Below are 15,703 nucleotides of genomic sequence, written 5' to 3' on the forward strand. Positions count from 1 at the left end.
TCGCACCCCGGATGGGGCGCGAGCCAACCTTCCAATTAACCCGGAATAACCGTTGAGGAGTTCGGGCCGTCGCCTTCGGGTGCGGCGATGATGTCGCGCGTCACGCGGCCCTTGGCGACCGTGTTGGTTTGCGGGTCGCCGATGCTCGAGCGGATGCCCGGAGCAGCCGAACCGGCGCGGTCGAGCGCGCTGGTTTCGACCGAGCTGCGCGGGGCCGGGCCGCCGAACAGCACTTCGAGAGCCTGCTCGCTCGCGCTGCCTTCGCTCGGTCGCGGAGCGCCAGGAGCGGGCGGGGTCAGGTTGAAGTCCGGCGGGACCACCAGCGGGGCCTGGCGGCTCACCGCCATCTCGTCCGGACGTTCACGGCCGAGGATACCGCCGCCGCTGCCGCAAGCCGCGAGCATGGCCGAGGTGCCGGCAATCAGGAGGATCTTGGTGGTGTTACGCATTGTCAGGCTCTCCGCGGCCATCGGCCGGTTCAGTCGTTGCTTCGTCTTCGTCCTTATCGCGAACGAACAGCGCGCGGGCAAGGATGATGACGACGCCGATGGTGATAGCCGCATCGGCGATGTTGAAGATCAGGAACGGGCGGAAGTCGCCCACGTGGAAATCGGCATAGTCGAGCACGTAGCCGAGCCGGAAGCGGTCGACGATATTGCCGAGCGCGCCGCCGAGGATCATCGACAGGCCGAGGATGTCGGCGAAGTTTTTCTCGCGCATCATCCACACGGTGACGACACCGGCGATGAGCGCGGTGAGGGCGACGAGGCCCCAGCGCATTTCCGGGCTGGTCGCCTCGAACATGCCCATGGAAACGCCGAAATTGTGCACCCGCGTCAGGTCGAAGAAGGGCAGCAGCTCGATATTCTCGCCCAGCTGCATGTCGAGATCGACGTCGATGATCTTCTTCACCCACTGGTCGACGGCGAAAAGCACCATCGCAAGGGCGAGGCCGAAAAGGCGCGGTCTGGTGAGGAAGCTCATGCTGCGGCGTCCATCGCTTCGACCACGCTTTCGCAGCGGTTGCACAGGTCGCCGTCTTCCTCGACTTCGGGAAGCAGGCGCCAGCAACGGCCGCATTTGTGGTCGGTTGTCCGGGAAACGCTCACCGTGTCGCTATCGCCGCGCTTGACTGACGCGGTGATGAACAGCTCGGCGAGTTGCTCGTCGGTGAAGCCTTCGGGCACGGCATCGGCCGGGACCGTCACTTCCGCCTCGAGGCCGGAGCGGATGACCTTCTCGCGGCGCAGCGGCTCGATCGCCTCGGTCACGCGTTCGCGCAGGTCGCGCAGCTTCGCCCATTTGGCGGCGTCCGCGCCGACCTTGGGCACGCTCGGCCATTCGAGCAGGTGGACGCTGCCCGACTGCTCGTCGTCTTCGGGATAACGTGCCTTCCACACCTCCTCGGCGGTGAAGACCAGCACCGGCGCGGCGTAGCGTACCAGCGCGTGGAACAACAGGTCGAGCACCGTGCGATAGGCATTGCGCTTGGGATCGTCCGGCCCGTCGCAATAGAGCGAATCCTTGCGGATATCGAAGTAGAAGGCCGACAGGTCCTCGTTGCAGAAATCGACGAGGTGGCGGGTGTAGGCGTTGAAGTCGTAATCATCGACCGCTTTGCGCAGCTTGTCGTCGAGATCGGACAGCAGCGAGAGGACGTAGATTTCGAGCTCGGGAATTTCCGCCGTGTCGCCCATGTCGCCGACGAAGCCGTCGAGTGCGCCGAGCAGGTAGCGGAAGGTGTTGCGCAGCTTGCGGTACTGGTCGCCGACGCCCTTGAGGATTTCATCGCCGATGCGGTGGTCCTCGGTGAAGTCGACCGAGGTCGCCCACAGGCGGATGATATCCGCGCCGTATTGCTCCATCACCTTGAGCGGATCGACCGTATTGCCGAGCGACTTGGACATCTTGCGCCCGTCGCTCGCCATGGTGAAACCGTGTGTCAGGATCTGGTCGAACGGCGCGCGGCCGCGCGTCGCGCAGCTCTGCAGCAGCGAGGACTGGAACCAGCCGCGATGCTGGTCGCTGCCTTCCAGGTAGAGGTCGGCGGGCCATTGCAGGTCCGGCCAGCGCCCCGATTCGAGCACGAATGCATGGGTGCAGCCCGAATCGAACCAGACGTCGAGAATGTCGGTGACCATCTCGAAATCGTCGGGATTGTGATCGGGGCCGAGGAAGGCGGCCTTGTTGGCCGAGTTCCAGGCATCCATGCCCTCCTCGCGCACGGCGGCGATGACGCGTTCATTGACTGCCGGGTCCTGCAGATAGGTCCCGTCGGGCCGCACGAAGAGCGTGATCGGCACGCCCCATGCGCGCTGGCGCGAAAGCACCCAGTCGGGGCGGCCTTCGACCATCGAGCCGAGGCGGTTGCGCCCCTTTTCCGGCACGAAGCGCGTTTCGGAAATGGCGCGCAGCGCACGCTCGCGCAGGGTCGTGTTGTCCTGGCTGACGAAAGGCGCGACTGCCGCGCCGAGCGGGCTGCCCGGGGCAACATCGAAATCGCCGGTGCCGAGCGGCTTGTCCATCGGCACGAACCACTGCGGCGTGCAGCGGAAAATGACCTTGGCCTTCGAACGCCAGCTGTGCGGGTAGGAGTGCTGGTAATCCTCGCTCGCCGAAAGCAGCGCGCCTGCATCGCGCAGGTCGGAGCAGATCGGGCCTTCAGGCGAATTGAACGGCTTGTTGATGACGCTGCGGCGACGCTCGTCTTCCCCGCCGAGCCAGTCCCAGTCATCGCGGTAGAGGCCGCCATTGGTGACGGCGAAGACCGGCTCGATGCCATGCGCCTTGCACAGCGCGAAATCGTCCTCGCCATGGTCGGGCGACATGTGGACGAGGCCGGTACCGCTGTCGGTGGTGACGAAATCGCCCGCAAGGAAGGGGCGCGGCTTGGCGTAGAAACCGCCAAGCTTGTGCATCGGGTGGCGAGCGATGGTCCCGGCGAGGTCGGAGCCCTTGCCGGACCATTCGACCGAATGGTTCGTGATGCCGATGCGCTCGGCGACCTGGGAAACCAGTGGCTCGGCGACGAGCACATGGCTCACAGAAGCTTCGCGACCCTCCATCGCGTTCACGTGCAGCAGGACGTAATCGACCTCCGGCCCGTAGGCCAACGCCTGGTTGACCGGTATCGTCCACGGCGTCGTCGTCCAGATCACCGCATGCGCGCCGACCAGGTCTGCAACCGGGCTTTCAGTGATCTCGAACGCCACGTCGATCTGGGTCGAGACGATGTCTTCGTATTCGACCTCGGCTTCGGCCAGCGCGGTTTCTTCCACCGGGGACCACATCACCGGCTTGGAGCCGCGATAGAGATTGCCCGCCTCGGCCAGCTTCATCAGCTCGGCGACGATCGTCGCTTCGCTTTCCTTCTGCATGGTGAGGTAGGGGTTGTCCCAGTCGGCGAGGATGCCGAGGCGCTTCAGCTGCTCGCGCTGCACGTCGACCCAGTGCTGGGCATAGGCGCGGCATTCGTCGCGGAACGCCTTTACCTCGGCCTCGTCGCGCCCGGCGCCCGAGAGGACCGGCTTGGTCTTCTTCGCCTTGCGGTACTGTTCCTCGACCTTCCACTCGATCGGCAGGCCGTGGCAGTCCCAGCCGGGGACGTAGGGCGCATCCTTGCCGAGCAGGTTCTGCGTGCGGCAGACGACGTCTTTCAGCGTGTGGTTGAGCGCGTGGCCGATGTGCATGTCGCCATTGGCGTAGGGCGGGCCGTCGTGGAAGATGAACTTCTTGCGGCCCTCGCGCGCCTCGCGCAGCTTGGAATAGAGGTCGATCTCCGCCCAGCGCGCAGCAATGCCCGGCTCCTTCTGGGGGAGGCCGGCCTTCATCGGGAAATCGGTCTTCGGCAGGAAGACCGTGTCTCGGTAATCGCGCTTTTCAGTCATGACGGGCGCGCGCTTAAAAGCCTTTTCGCTTCCGCACAATCTTTCTCCATCTGCGCCATCAGTTCATCGAGGCTGTCGAACTTCGCCTCGGGGCGCAGGAAATGGTGGAAGGCGACTTCGATTTCCTGTCCGTAGAGATCGCCCGAAAAGTCGAAGAAATAGGGCTCGAGCAATTCCTTGGGCGGCTCGAATTGCGGGCGCACGCCAATGTTCGCCGCGCCCTTCAGCTCCTCGCCGGTTGCGAGGATGCGGCCCGTCACGGCGTAGATACCGTACTTGGGCCGCAGGTAGCTCTCGATCGACAGATTCGCGGTCGGATAGCCGATCTCGCGCCCGCGCTTGTCGCCATGCTCGACGATGCCGCGAATGGCGAAGGGTCGGGTGAGCAGGCGGGCCGCTTCCTGCGGGTCGCCATTGCGCAGCGCTTCGCGAATGCGGCTGGAGGAGACGACTTCGCCCGTATCGCCGACCGGGCCGACGGTGCGCGCCTCGATGCCGCAGGTCTTGCCGACCTCGCGCAGCACGTCGACATTGCCGCCGCGCGCCTTGCCGAAGGTGAAGTCCTCGCCCGTCACCACGCCCGCCGCGCCGAGGCGCTTGCCGAGCAGCTCGGTGACGAAATCCTCGGCGCTGGTCCCGGCGAGCTCTCCATCGAAATGGAACACCAGCATCGCGGTCGCACCGGCGGCGAGATAAAGCTCCTGCCGCTGCTCCAGCGTGGTCAGGCGGAAGGGCGGTACGTCCGGCTTGAAGAAGCGCACGGGGTGCGGATCGAAAGTCGCGACAATGCTCGGCCGACCCTCTTCGCGCGCCCAGCGGATCGCCTCGCCAGCGACTGCCTGGTGACCCTTGTGGAAGCCGTCGAAATTGCCGAGCGCGATGATCGCGCCGTGCAGCGAATCGGGCACCGCCTCGCGATGGTCGAGCCACCTCATGCGCCCGGCTCCTCGCCTGCGCGGCAATAGGTCAGGAAGCTGAAGGCGGGCAGGCCGTTTTCTGCCGGGTGATCCTCGCGCGCGGCGACTTCCCATTCGGCGCCGAGCGGTTTCATGAAGGTATCGCCGGCGAATTCGGCATGGACCGCGGTCAGTTCGATGCGTTCGGCCATCGGGCGGAACACGTCGTAGACCGCCGCGCCGCCGATCACCGCGATCTCGCCGCTTTCGTTGTCCTTTTCCGCCAGCGCGCGCGCTTCGGAAACCGAGCGGGCTATCTCGACGCCGTCGCCGCCGAAATCGTCGCGCCGGGTAAGCACGATGTGGCGGCGGCCCGGCAGGAGGCCCGGGAGGCTCTCGAAAGTCTTGCGGCCCATGATCATCGGCTTGCCGAGGGTGAGCTGCTTGAAGCGCTTCAGGTCGGCCGGAATGTGCCACGGCAGCTTGCCGTCCCGGCCGATCGTGCCGTTCTCGGCGCGCGCGTAGATCAGGAAGATCGAACTGCTCACTGCGCGATCAGCCGTCCCATCCGGTGCGCGTGACATGACCCATCTTGCGCCCTTCGCGCGCCTTGGCCTTGCCGTAGAGATGGAGATGCGCGTGCGGGTCGGAAAGATGCTCGTGCGCGCTGTCGGCATCCTTGCCGATGATGTTGTCCATGCGCACGGTCTTCGCGATGGTCGAGGTATCACCCAGCGGCAGGCCGCAGATCGCGCGGATGTGGTTTTCGAACTGGCTCGTCGCAGCGCCTTCGATCGTCCAGTGGCCGGAGTTGTGCACCCGTGGCGCCATTTCGTTGAACACCGGGCCTTCGTGGGTCGCGAAGAACTCGAGCGTCAGCACGCCGACATAGTTGAGCGCATCGGCAACATGCCCGGCGAGCGCGCGCGCCTCTTCCGACTGCTTCACGATGACATCGCGCGCGGGCAGGGTGCTCTGGGCGAGGATGCCGCCGCGATGGTCGTTTTCCGGGCTGTCCCAGAAGCGCTTTTCGCCGTCCTTGCCGCGCACGAGGATGACCGAGAACTCGGCGTCGAATTCGACGAAGCCTTCGTAGATCGTCGGCACGTCGGGCACGCGCATGCCTTCTGCATCGCGTACCGTGTCGATCCGCCACTGGCCCTTGCCGTCGTAGCCGTCGCGCCGGGTCTTGAGGATCCCGGGCGCGCCGAGCCGGTCGACTGCGCTCGCAAGACCGCTCGCCGTATCGACCTTGGCATAGGCGGCCGGCTTTCCGCCGAGCCCTTCGACGAAGCGTTTCTCGCTCAGCCGGTCCTGCGCGGTTTCGAGCGCGCGCGCCGAACAGGCGAGCCGCGGTGCGATCGGGGCGAGCGGGCCGACCGGCACGTTCTCGAATTCCCAGGTGATCACGTCGCACTTCTGGGCGAAGGCAGCCATCGCCTGCGCATCGTCCCATGCGTTGCAGAAGAAGTCGTCGCACACTTCGGCCGCGACGCTGTCCTTCTCCGGCGCATAGGTGATGCAGTGATAGCCGAGCTGGGCTGCGGACATGGCCATCATCCGGCCGAGCTGGCCGCCGCCCAGGATCCCGATCGTGCCGCCCGGTGCGATCATTCCTCGGGCCGCTCCCCGACAGCATCGCTGCGCGCTGCGCGCCAGTCCTGCAAGCGCCGGGAGAGACCCTCGTCCGACAGGGCAAGAATGGCAGCGGCATAGAGCCCGGCATTGGTCGCGCCCGCCTCGCCGATGGCGAAGGTCGCGGTCGGCACGCCTGCCGGCATCTGGACGATGGAAAGCAGGCTGTCCTGCCCCGACAGCGCCTTCGACTGCACCGGCACGCCGAGCACCGGGAGATGCGTCAGCGCGGACAGCATGCCCGGCAAATGCGCCGCGCCGCCGGCCCCGGCGATGATTACATGGAAGCCCTCGTCCGCAGCCGACTTGCCGAAGTCGTACATCCTCTCGGGCGTCCGGTGGGCCGAGACGATACGCGCGTCATAGGCGACGCCGAGTTCGTCCAGCACCTTCGCCGCGCAGCACATGGTCGGCCAGTCGGACTGGCTGCCCATCACGATCGCGACCTTTGCTCCCCCCTTGGCCATCTCAGCTATCCTTCAAATAGTATCGCTCGCCCGGCGTCATCGCGTCGTCGAACTCGTAGATGATCGGCTGGCCGGTCGGAATCTCGAGCCCGGTGATATCCTCGTCGGAAATGTTCGACAGGTGCTTCACCAGTGCGCGCAGCGAATTGCCGTGGGCGGAAATGATCACCGTCTCGCCGCTCGAGAGCACCGGCAGGATCGCGCTTTCCCAATAGGGCAGCACCCGCTCGATGGTGAGCTTGAGGCTTTCGGTCTTCGGCACGTCGATCCCGGCATAGCGCGGGTCGCTCGACAGATCGTATTCGCTGCCCGGTTCCATTTCCGGCGGCGGAACATCGAAGCTGCGGCGCCAGATATGGACCTGCTCGTCGCCGTGCTTGTCGCGCGTTTCCTGCTTGTCGAGCCCGGTCAGCCCGCCATAGTGCCGCTCGTTGAGGCGCCAGTCCTTGGTTTCCGGGATCCACAGGCGGCCCGCTTCTTCCAGCGCCAGGTGCAGCGTCTTGATCGCGCGGGTCTGGAAGGAAGTGAAGGCGGTCGTCGGCAGGACGCCCTTGTCCTTGAGCAATACGCCCGCCGCCTTCGCCTCGGCGACGCCCTTCTCTGTCAGGTCGACGTCCCACCAGCCGGTGAAACGGTTTTCGAGGTTCCACTGGCTCTGGCCGTGGCGGACGAGAATTAGCTTGGGCAAGGAACTGCTCCTGCTTCGTTCGGGAGCACGTGCTGTTAGCTTTCCGCTCCGCCTTTGGAAAGCCCGCTTTCGCCCGATTCGCCGTCAATCTGGCGCGCCTGTGCCTTCCTGCGGCGCAGGTTCTCGCGCAGTTTTGCCGCTAGACGCTCCTCGCGCGACATATTCTTGTCCCGATCTTCACTCATGCGAAATCCCTTGGCGTTAATCGCACGAAGGCTCAAGCTTGGCTTGACATCGGGGCGATAGGCGACAATAGGCGCGCCCCTCGGACAGGCGCTGCTGTAGCTCAGTGGTAGAGCGCACCCTTGGTAAGGGTGAGGCCGGGAGTTCAATCCTCCCCAGCAGCACCATTCTCGCCGCAGGCGAGAATGTTATTTTCCGGCCTCAGGCGCCGGCGTTCGCATCCGCTCACTTGGCTATCCTCGCTCCCGCGGCTTTCGCCGCTCCGCTGCGGGCGGCACTTTGTGCCTATGGCTACCGCCACACCATTGATACGTCCCTCTTTCGCGATACAACGCGAGCCGAAGGCTTGCGCAAGGCCGACCGGCCGTCCGCAGCGACGCGACCTTCAGGTCGCACGAGCGAGGAGATCGCGCCCCGGATGGGGTGCGGGGAAAAAGGGACTCTCAGATGGACTTCACACTTACCGAGCAGCAGCGCGAACTCCAGGACGCGGCGCGCAAGTTTGCGCGGGCCGAATTGCCGGAGCTTGCGCGCGAGATGGAGGAGAAAGATTTCTCCGTCCCGCGCGAGATGATGCGCAAGTATGGCGAGATGGGTTTCCTCGGGGTCAACCTGCCGGAAGAATACGGCGGCCTCGGTCTCGGCCATCTCGAGGCGCTGCTGGTGCTCGAACAGTTCGCGATGATTTCCAATGCGGTCGCCTTCCCGATCTTCGAAGCGCTGGTCGGTCCGGTGCGCACGGTCGACAAGTTCGGCTCGGACGATCTCAAGGCCAAGATCATCCCGCAGGTCTGCGCGGGCGAGGCGACAGTTGCGGTCTCCATGTCGGAACCCAATGCCGGCACCGCGCTGACCGATCTCACCACCCATGCGCGCGAGGAAGGCGATCATTTCGTCCTCAACGGCTCGAAGCGCTGGACCAGCGGGGCGGGGCATGCGGAATATTACGTCACCTATTGCCGCCTGTCGGACGCACCAAGCGCGAAGGGCATCGGCGCATTGCTCGTTTCGAAGGACATGGAAGGCGTCAGCTTCGGCGCGCGCGAGGAGCTGATGGGCTTCCGCGGCATCGAGACGCGCGACATCCAGTTCGACGAGGTGCGCGTGCCCAAGGCGAACCAGATCGTGCCCGCCGGCGGCTTCGGCAAGCTGATGAGCGCCTTCGGCCTCGAACGCTGCGGCAATGCGACGCAGAGCCTCGGTGTCGCCGCAGCGGCGCTCGAACAGGCGCTGCAGTACACGCAGGAGCGCGAGGCGTTCGGCAAGCCGATCGTCGATTTCCAGGCGGTCCAGCTGAAGCTCGCCGAGATGGCGATGAAGGTCGAGGCCGCACGCCTGCTGATCTACCGCGCAGCGGTGAATGCCGAGAACGAGCCCGGCGGCCTGCCGAGCGTCTACGAATCGAGCGTTGCCAAGTGCTACGCCAACGAGATCGTGCGCGATGTCACCGCGCTCGGCATGCAGGTGATGGGCGGCTACGGCTATCACAAGGAATACGGCATGGAGCAGCGCCTGCGCGATGCTTACGCCTGGGGAATCGCGGGCGGCGCGATCGACGTGCAGAAGACCAACATCACCGCAGCGATGATCGGGCGCAGGTTCGACCAGCGGCGATAGGCTTTCGACCGATTTAGCCTTGCCGCCCAAGGGGGTGGGGCTAGAACATGGCGCCATGGACGAATTGACCAAGCTCGACCCGCGCTACGTAACCGTTTCGCGGATTTCCCTCGCGGCATCGGCGCTGCCGATCCTGATCGCAGCATTCGTGCTCGAGGGGGTCGATGTCCTGCCTTTCGGCGTGGTCATCGTGCCTGTGCTGCTGATCGCGGCCTTCGTCATCATCCGTATCCCGCTGCGCCGCTTCGAAGCGCGCGGCTATTCGATGAGCGAGGATCGCCTGCGCGTGGTGCGCGGGCTGCTGTTTCGCTCGGACACGGTGGTGCCTTTCGGGCGGGTGCAGCATCTCGACGTCGACCAGGGCCCGCTCGAGCGCGCTTTCGACCTTGCCACGCTGACTGTCCACACGGCGGGCGTGCACAATGCCTCGGTCCGCCTGCCGGGCCTTGCGCACGAAAACGCGGTCGCCATGCGCGAGGAAATCCGCGCGCATATCAAGCGCGAGACGGTGTGAGCCGCGCGTGAGCGAAGTCTCCGTACCCTCCACGGCCCCGCGCAGCATGGCTCCCGAGCGGCCCGAACCCGTACCGCAGCACACCAACTCGCTGAGCGTCGCCGCGCAGGCGCTCGCTTCGCTCCGCAATGCGCTTTTCCCGATGATCGCAGTGTTCTTCGGCTCGGGCTCGGGCGGCTTCGGAATGATGCTCGCGATCGGCATCGGGGTGCTGATCTTCGGTATCGGCATCATTGCCAGCTACCTGCGCTGGATGCGTTTCACCTACACGGTGGGCGAGCAGGACATCCGCGTCGAAAGCGGCATCCTCGCCCGCGCGGCCCGTTCGGTGCCTTACGAGCGCATCCAGGACGTTGCCCTGGAACAGGCGCTGATCCCGCGCCTGCTCGGCCTCGTCGAGGTTCGTTTCGAGACGGGCGCGGGCGGCAAGGACGAGCTGAAACTCTCCTATCTTGACGAAGCGGAAGGCGAGCGGCTGCGCGAACTCGTCCGCGCGCGCAAGGACGGGGTCGAGGCTTCTGGGGACACCGAAACCGCAGAGGGCGCTCCCGCCAAGGCCGAGGAACAGGGCGAACTGCTCTTCGCCATGGGCCCGACGCGGTTGGTTACCTTCGGCCTGTTCGAATTCTCGCTCGCGGTGTTCGCGGTGCTGATCGGCCTGACGCAGCAATTCGATTTCCTCCTGCCGTTCGACCTGTGGGACTTCGATGCGTGGGACGAGCAGCTTGCAGGGCCGGGCGCGGCGCTCGCCGGGCTCGGGCCTACCGCGCAGATCGTCGGCGGCATCATCGGCCTGGCAGCGCTCGTCGTAGTCGGTTTCGCGACCGGTGTGGTGCGTACGGTGACGCGCGACTGGGACTTCCGGCTCGAACGCACGGCCAAGGGCTTCCGCCGCCGCCGGGGCCTGTTCACCCGCACCGACGTGGTCATGCCGGTCCACCGCGTGCAGGCGCTCAAGATCGGCACGCGCATGATTCGCCGCCGTTTCGGCTGGCACGGCCTCAAGTTCGTCAGCCTCGCGCAGGATGCTGGCAATGCGAGCCACGATGTCGCGCCCTTCGCCCAGCTGTCCGAGATCGAGCCGATCGTTCGCGCAGCCGGGTTCGAGCCGCCTGCCGACGATCTCGACTGGCACCGCGCGAGCCGGAAATTCCGCACCGACAGCGCGCTGATCGAATTCGCCGTGCTCGCGCTGATTGCGCTCGGCGTGGCGATCTTCTCGCCGATCATGGAGCTGGCGCTGATCCCGCTCGGCATCGGTGTGCTGCTCGCCGCGCGGCAGCTGTTCCTGTGGCAGTACGACCGCAATGCGCTCACTGCGCGCCAGCTCTTCGTGCGCAGCGGCTGGCTCGCCCCGCGCACCGAGATTGCCGACCGGGTGAAACTGCAGTCGGTCGAGATCCGGCAAGGCCCGCTGGCGCGTGCGCGCGGCTATGCCACGCTGCACCTCGGGCTGGCCGGAGGTTCGCTGTCTGCCGAAGGCCTGCCGGCCGAACGCGCGGAGGAACTGCGCGAGGCAATCCTCTCCAGCATCGCCGGAACCGACTTCTCCGAACTCGTCGCCTAGCGCGCGAGGCGTCGCAGGATCGCGAAATTAAGCAGCACGCCGACGAGGCAGACCGCCCCTGCGACCCATGCGCTCTCGCTGTCGAAGACGCTCAGCAGCAGCGACCAGGGCAGTGCGAGGAACAGGGCGAACACCCCGCTCAACGGATCGGGTTCGATGCCGAACCAGCCGTTCGCGCTCATCGGGACCAGCGCCAGCGCGAAGAGTCCCGCGGCAAGATAGACCCAGGCGGCGCCCCCGAGGAGACGCCGCCACAACGGTTTATCGTCCGCCATCTATCAGCGTCGGCACTTCGGGTGCTGGCCGATGTCGCGGATGTCGTCGATCCGTCCGTTGACGGTGATCATCTGCAGGCACTGGCGCGAATCGCGCCGCCACCAGATCGTGTAGGAGCCGTTGCCGCTCTTGAACCCGTCGACATTGTCGAACCCGCGTTCGCGCAGGGCACTGTCGGCGCTCGAGGCGCGGGCACCTTCGAGGTCCTTGAAATAGACCGTCTGGTGATAGCCGCCACGACCGTGGTGGTAGCTGGTGTTGCGGTTACGCTGCGCAACGCCGGCCTGGTAGCCGCTCGAATAGGACTGCGAATTGTCCCAGTTGTGATAGGCGACCGAGTGCAGCCCGTCGTTGTAGCCGCGCTCGTAATGCGCCTCGTCGTTCACGTCGTCGTAGTGCTTGTTGTCGTCGTGGTGGTGCTTCTTGTGCCCGCCGAGCAGCGCGCCGAGCAGCAGGGCACCTGCCGCCACGCCGACTGCGGCGGCGACGTCACCGCCGCCGTCCTTCTGGTGGCAATCCGAATTCTTCGCATCGGTGATCGCTGTGTAGCGACCGTCATAGGTTTCCACGTGCACGCAGTTCTTGTGCTCGCGGTTCCACCAGTAGGAATGACGCGTGTTGTAGTCGCCGAGATTGCCGGTGATGTAGGTGTAGCCGCGTGCTTCGAGCGCGCTTTCGCCCGAGCTTGCCCTTGCGCCAACCAGGTCGGTGAGCGACCCGGCATTGCGAGCCAGCACCGGTGTCGCGACAAGCGCCGTGCAGGCGGCCAGTGCAACGGATTTCCTGAAAATACGCGTCATTCGACTCTCCCCTCGAGGTTTTCCGAGTCGCAAGCGTATCATAAGTTTGGAGAAACTCCGATGACGTAGCGTCAAAGACGCTCAGCCGGCCCGCAAATCGCTCCATTCGGGGTTCTCGTCGAACTTCTTCGCGACGTAGGAACAGCGTGCTTCGACCTTGAAGCCCTTCCTGCGCGCATCGGCGACGAGGTGCTCGACCAGCATGGCGGCGATACCCTTGCCGCCGATCGGCGGAGGCACCAGCGTATGGGTCGCGATGCGGACATTCTCGCCATCGGCCTCCCAGTCGAGATAGCCGCGATGGTCGCTGTCGGCGACATTGGCCGTATAGCGCCCGCCCGAACCGCGCACCGTGTGGGTTATCGTCACATCCACCAAAGAAGTTCTCCCTTCTTGCCAACTACGCGCGGCTGCGTCAGGGCGTTCCGCGATGGGCTCGAAGCAATTTCTCTCCGACAATGCCGCCGCTGTCCACCCCCGGCTGTGGGAGGCGATGCGCGCGGCCGACGAACCGGACGCGCCATACGACGGCGATGCGATCTCGCAGGAGCTCGATGCGCGCTTCACCGAACTGTTCGGGCGGGAGTGCGCCGCGCTGTGGGTCGCGACCGGAACCGCGGCCAATTGCCTTGCGCTTTCGACCATGGTCCAGCCGCACGGCGGCGTCGTGTGCCACGAGGAAGCGCATATCGAGGTCGACGAGGGCGGCGCGCCCGGTTTCTACCTCCACGGCGCGAAGCTGCTGCTGGCCGGGGGCGAAGGCGCGAAGATCACGCCTGACGGCATCGCCGCGGTGATCGACCCCATCCGCGACGATGTCCACCAGGTCCAACCGCATGCGATCTCTCTCACCCAGGCGAGCGAATACGGGCGCTGCTATCGCCCCGAAGAGCTTGCCGCGATCGGCGCACTGGCGAAGGAACGCGGGCTGGCTCTGCATGTCGATGGCGCGCGCTTCGGCAATGCCGTCGCCTTCCTCGGCTGCTCTCCGGCAGAAGCGGTCGGCCCGGCCGAGGCGCTGTCCTTCGGCTTCGTCAAGAACGGCGGGATGAGCGCGGAGGCGATCGTGTTCTTCGATCCCGACCTCGCCGATGTCGCGCGCTATCGCCGCAAGCGCGCGGGCCACTTGCAGAGCAAGGGCCGCTACCTCGCCGCGCAAATCGTGGCGATGCTCGAGAACGATCTGTGGCTCGACAATGCGCGCGCGGCCAATGCGGCGGCGGCGGAAATCGCCTCCTCCTGCGGCGGGCGGCTGATGCATCCGGTCGAGGCGAACGAGCTGTTCGTTCGCTGCACCGCCGAGGAACGCGAGGCTCTGCGCGCGCAGGGCTTCGGCTTCTACGACTGGGGCAGCGATGCGGCACGGTTCGTCACCGCGTGGAATTCCGACCCCGAGGCCGCTTCGGCGCTGGCGAAGGCCATCGCCGCGCTATGAACGCGCAGCAGCCGGGCGGTGCGAGCCTTCTCGAGCCGCGCAACCTTGCGGCCTTCATCCTCGTCAGCCTGATCTGGGGCGGGACATGGCTGGTCATTCGCGACCAGATTTCCGCCGTCTCGCCGACCTGGTCGATCTGCTACCGGTTCATCGTAGCGGCTGCCGGCATGTTCATGCTGGCAAAGATGCGCGGCGAGCCTTTCCGGCTGGGAGCGGGCGCATGGCCGTGGGTGCTCGCGCTCGGCCTCTTCCAGTTCTCGCTCAATTTCGGGTTCGTCTATCGGGCGGAAGCCTATGTCACCTCGGGCCTCGTCGCAGTGATTTTCGCGCTGCTCGTGGTGCCCAATGCGGTGCTGGGCAAGATCTACCTCGGCCAGCCGATCCGGCGCGAATTCGTCATCGGCTCCTCCATTGCCGCGATCGGCGTCGCAATGCTGTTCGCGCAGGAATACCGCGCCTCGCCCGCAACGCTCGGCGAAGTGCTGCTCGGCGCGGCGCTGTGCATCGGGGGCATCCTGTCTGCGAGCGTCGCCAATATCCTCCAGGCGACCGAGGGGGCGAAACGCCAGCCGCTGCTGACGCTGCTGGCATGGTCGATGCTGTGCGGCGCGGTGTTCAACGGCGTTGCCGCGCTGGCTCTCGACGGCGCGCCGCAATTTGACCCGCGCCCGGAATATGCGCTCGGCATTCTCTATCTCGGGCTTGCCGGTTCGGTCGTGACGTTCCCGCTCTATTACGGGCTGGTGCGCAAGGTGGGTGCGGGGACGGCCGCCTACAGTTCGGTGGTGGTGCCGGTAGTGGCGATGATCCTCTCGACCCTGTTCGAGGGCTTCGTCTGGGGGCCGCTGCCCGCCGCAGGGGCAGTCATCACGCTGGCAGGAATGGTGGTCGCGATGCGCGGCCGCAGCGCACCCCCGCCGCGCCGCGCTACGCCCGAGCCATGAGGGCGCGCAGCCCCTCGCGGTAGGTCGGATACTCCGGCTGCCAGCCGAGGACGCGTTTCGCCTTGCCGTTCGCGACGCGCCGGTTCTCCGCATAGAAACCGCGCGCCATGGGAGAGAGGTCGGCTTCCTCCATCGTCTGGAGCGGCGGCGGCTCGACACCGAGCAGGCGGCAGGCTTCCTCCGTCACCGCATTGCTGCTGGCGGGCAAATCGTCGCCGAGATTGTAGGCGCCTGCCGGAGCCTCGAGCGCAGCGAGCACCCCGCTCACGATATCGTCGACATGCACGCGGCTGAAGACCTGTCCGGGCATGTCGATGCGGTTCGCGCGCCCCTCGCGCACCCGGTCGAGCGCGCTGCGTTCCGGGCCGTAGATGCCGGGCAGGCGGAAGACCCGCGCGCCTTTCGCCAGCCACGCCGCATCGCATTCGGTCCGCGCGCTGCGTCGCCCGCCGCCGGTCGGGGTCGATTCGTCGACCCACGCGCCGCCCGCATCGCCGTAAACGCCTGTCGAGGACAGGTAGCCGAGCCAGCCGTGGCCCAGCGCATCGCCATAGCGATCGAGCACCGGGTCCGCGCCGCTTTCGCGATCGGGCGGGACGGAGGAGAGGACATGGCTCGCCGCCGACAGCGCTTTGCGAACCGCAGCCTCGTCGGCGAAATCGACATTGCCCGCGCTGCCGCTCGCATCGACCTGCCACCCGCGCTCTTCCAGCGCAGCGGCGATACGCTTCGCCGTATATCCCAGCCCGAAAATGAACATCCTCGCCATGCCCGCGTTGTAGCGGTTGGAGAGC

General features: G+C 66.1%; 18 protein-coding genes and 1 tRNA gene. 6 read left to right on the forward strand and 13 right to left on the reverse strand.

The window, feature by feature from the left end; genetic code table 11:
* Window positions 1-35: 35 nt before the first annotated feature.
* From EO245_RS03010 to EO245_RS13350, 9 genes are read right to left on the reverse strand one after another with little or no spacing between them, the layout of a single operon-like run.
* Entirely contained in the window at window positions 36-449 is a 414-nt protein-coding gene (locus EO245_RS03010) for a DUF3035 domain-containing protein (protein WP_128891543.1), read from the reverse strand.
* Entirely contained in the window at window positions 442-984 is a 543-nt protein-coding gene (gene lspA / locus EO245_RS03015; protein WP_128891544.1) for a signal peptidase II, read from the reverse strand. The genes EO245_RS03010 and lspA overlap by 8 nt, the downstream gene beginning before the upstream one ends.
* Window positions 981-3,887 carry an isoleucine--tRNA ligase gene (gene ileS / locus EO245_RS03020; protein ID WP_128891545.1) on the reverse strand — a complete coding sequence of 969 codons (2,907 nt, stop codon included), beginning with the start codon at window positions 3,885-3,887 and terminating at the stop codon, window positions 981-983. The genes lspA and ileS overlap by 4 nt, the downstream gene beginning before the upstream one ends.
* Window positions 3,884-4,822, reverse strand: coding sequence for a bifunctional riboflavin kinase/FAD synthetase (locus EO245_RS03025; RefSeq protein ID WP_128891546.1), 939 nt, complete (start codon window positions 4,820-4,822; stop codon window positions 3,884-3,886). Before EO245_RS03025 ends, ileS begins: the two co-directional genes overlap by 4 nt.
* Window positions 4,819-5,331: a dihydrofolate reductase gene (locus EO245_RS03030; protein ID WP_234026941.1), complete on the reverse strand. Its 513-nt coding sequence runs from the start codon at window positions 5,329-5,331 to the stop codon at window positions 4,819-4,821. Before EO245_RS03030 ends, EO245_RS03025 begins: the two co-directional genes overlap by 4 nt.
* A 7-nt stretch (window positions 5,332-5,338) precedes the next feature.
* The gene (locus EO245_RS03035; protein ID WP_128891548.1) at window positions 5,339-6,397 is read right to left on the reverse strand and encodes a 5-(carboxyamino)imidazole ribonucleotide synthase; all 1,059 of its coding nucleotides are present in this window, start codon (window positions 6,395-6,397) and stop codon (window positions 5,339-5,341) included.
* Window positions 6,394-6,885 (reverse strand): 5-(carboxyamino)imidazole ribonucleotide mutase, encoded by a 492-nt coding sequence (gene purE, locus EO245_RS03040; RefSeq protein ID WP_128891549.1) that lies wholly within the window; start codon window positions 6,883-6,885, stop codon window positions 6,394-6,396. Before purE ends, EO245_RS03035 begins: the two co-directional genes overlap by 4 nt.
* A gap of 1 nt (window position 6,886) precedes the next feature.
* Complete coding sequence (gpmA, locus tag EO245_RS03045) at window positions 6,887-7,573, reverse strand: 2,3-diphosphoglycerate-dependent phosphoglycerate mutase (protein ID WP_128891550.1); 687 nt, start codon at window positions 7,571-7,573, stop codon at window positions 6,887-6,889.
* Window positions 7,574-7,608: 35 nt separating this feature from the next.
* Window positions 7,609-7,758 carry a hypothetical protein gene (locus EO245_RS13350; RefSeq protein WP_164931251.1) on the reverse strand — a complete coding sequence of 50 codons (150 nt, stop codon included), beginning with the start codon at window positions 7,756-7,758 and terminating at the stop codon, window positions 7,609-7,611.
* 90 nt (window positions 7,759-7,848) lie between these two features.
* Here EO245_RS13350 and EO245_RS03050 point away from each other — a divergent pair.
* The 4 genes from EO245_RS03050 (at window position 7,849) to EO245_RS03065 (ending at window position 11,454) form a co-directional block, all read left to right on the forward strand.
* Window positions 7,849-7,923 (forward strand) — tRNA-Thr (locus tag EO245_RS03050).
* Between the two features lie 280 nt (window positions 7,924-8,203).
* Window positions 8,204-9,373, forward strand: coding sequence for an acyl-CoA dehydrogenase family protein (locus EO245_RS03055; protein WP_128891551.1), 1,170 nt, complete (start codon window positions 8,204-8,206; stop codon window positions 9,371-9,373).
* A gap of 55 nt (window positions 9,374-9,428) precedes the next feature.
* Window positions 9,429-9,887: a PH domain-containing protein gene (locus EO245_RS03060; protein ID WP_128891552.1), complete on the forward strand. Its 459-nt coding sequence runs from the start codon at window positions 9,429-9,431 to the stop codon at window positions 9,885-9,887.
* A 7-nt stretch (window positions 9,888-9,894) separates the two neighbouring features.
* Window positions 9,895-11,454 (forward strand): PH domain-containing protein, encoded by a 1,560-nt coding sequence (locus tag EO245_RS03065; RefSeq protein WP_234026942.1) that lies wholly within the window; start codon window positions 9,895-9,897, stop codon window positions 11,452-11,454.
* Here EO245_RS03065 and EO245_RS03070 read toward each other — a convergent pair.
* The 3 genes from EO245_RS03070 to EO245_RS03080 form a co-directional block, all read right to left on the reverse strand.
* A complete protein-coding gene (locus tag EO245_RS03070; RefSeq protein WP_128891553.1) occupies window positions 11,451-11,636 on the reverse strand; it encodes a hypothetical protein in 186 nt (61 codons plus the stop codon). The genes EO245_RS03065 and EO245_RS03070 overlap by 4 nt on opposite strands.
* Before the next feature lie 96 nt (window positions 11,637-11,732).
* Complete coding sequence (locus EO245_RS03075) at window positions 11,733-12,530, reverse strand: hypothetical protein (RefSeq protein WP_128891554.1); 798 nt, start codon at window positions 12,528-12,530, stop codon at window positions 11,733-11,735.
* Between the two features lie 81 nt (window positions 12,531-12,611).
* Window positions 12,612-12,905, reverse strand: a complete 294-nt coding sequence (locus tag EO245_RS03080; protein ID WP_370246170.1) for a GNAT family N-acetyltransferase — start codon at window positions 12,903-12,905, stop codon at window positions 12,612-12,614.
* 55 nt (window positions 12,906-12,960) lie between these two features.
* On the opposite strand from EO245_RS03080, the gene EO245_RS03085 reads away from it, so the two are divergent.
* Both EO245_RS03085 and EO245_RS03090 read left to right on the forward strand, forming a co-directional pair.
* Window positions 12,961-13,965, forward strand: a complete 1,005-nt coding sequence (locus EO245_RS03085; protein ID WP_128891556.1) for a low specificity L-threonine aldolase — start codon at window positions 12,961-12,963, stop codon at window positions 13,963-13,965.
* On the forward strand, window positions 13,962-14,909 hold the full coding sequence (locus EO245_RS03090) for a DMT family transporter (protein WP_128891557.1): 948 nt from the start codon (window positions 13,962-13,964) through the stop codon (window positions 14,907-14,909). The genes EO245_RS03085 and EO245_RS03090 overlap by 4 nt, the downstream gene beginning before the upstream one ends.
* Here the strand turns inward: EO245_RS03090 and EO245_RS03095 are convergent.
* Window positions 14,893-15,678: an SDR family NAD(P)-dependent oxidoreductase gene (locus tag EO245_RS03095; protein WP_128891558.1), complete on the reverse strand. Its 786-nt coding sequence runs from the start codon at window positions 15,676-15,678 to the stop codon at window positions 14,893-14,895. The genes EO245_RS03090 and EO245_RS03095 overlap by 17 nt on opposite strands.
* Between the last annotated feature and the right edge of the window lie 25 nt (window positions 15,679-15,703).

The sequence above is a fragment of the Erythrobacter sp. HKB08 genome (assembly GCF_004114695.1).
Lineage (GTDB): Bacteria > Pseudomonadota > Alphaproteobacteria > Sphingomonadales > Sphingomonadaceae > Parerythrobacter_A.

Coding starts and splice junctions, on each gene's coding strand:
- EO245_RS03010 (WP_128891543.1), bottom strand. CDS start 449: ATGCGTAACACCACCAAGATCCTCCTGATTGCCGGCACCTCGGCCATG.
- lspA (WP_128891544.1), bottom strand. CDS start 984: ATGAGCTTCCTCACCAGACCGCGCCTTTTCGGCCTCGCCCTTGCGATG.
- ileS (WP_128891545.1), bottom strand. CDS start 3,887: ATGACTGAAAAGCGCGATTACCGAGACACGGTCTTCCTGCCGAAGACC.
- EO245_RS03025 (WP_128891546.1), bottom strand. CDS start 4,822: ATGAGGTGGCTCGACCATCGCGAGGCGGTGCCCGATTCGCTGCACGGC.
- EO245_RS03035 (WP_128891548.1), bottom strand. CDS start 6,397: ATGATCGCACCGGGCGGCACGATCGGGATCCTGGGCGGCGGCCAGCTC.
- purE (WP_128891549.1), bottom strand. CDS start 6,885: ATGGCCAAGGGGGGAGCAAAGGTCGCGATCGTGATGGGCAGCCAGTCC.
- EO245_RS13350 (WP_164931251.1), bottom strand. CDS start 7,758: ATGAGTGAAGATCGGGACAAGAATATGTCGCGCGAGGAGCGTCTAGCG.
- EO245_RS03055 (WP_128891551.1), top strand. CDS start 8,204: ATGGACTTCACACTTACCGAGCAGCAGCGCGAACTCCAGGACGCGGCG.
- EO245_RS03060 (WP_128891552.1), top strand. CDS start 9,429: ATGGACGAATTGACCAAGCTCGACCCGCGCTACGTAACCGTTTCGCGG.
- EO245_RS03070 (WP_128891553.1), bottom strand. CDS start 11,636: ATGAGCGCGAACGGCTGGTTCGGCATCGAACCCGATCCGTTGAGCGGG.
- EO245_RS03075 (WP_128891554.1), bottom strand. CDS start 12,530: ATGACGCGTATTTTCAGGAAATCCGTTGCACTGGCCGCCTGCACGGCG.
- EO245_RS03085 (WP_128891556.1), top strand. CDS start 12,961: ATGGGCTCGAAGCAATTTCTCTCCGACAATGCCGCCGCTGTCCACCCC.
- EO245_RS03090 (WP_128891557.1), top strand. CDS start 13,962: ATGAACGCGCAGCAGCCGGGCGGTGCGAGCCTTCTCGAGCCGCGCAAC.
- EO245_RS03095 (WP_128891558.1), bottom strand. CDS start 15,678: ATGGCGAGGATGTTCATTTTCGGGCTGGGATATACGGCGAAGCGTATC.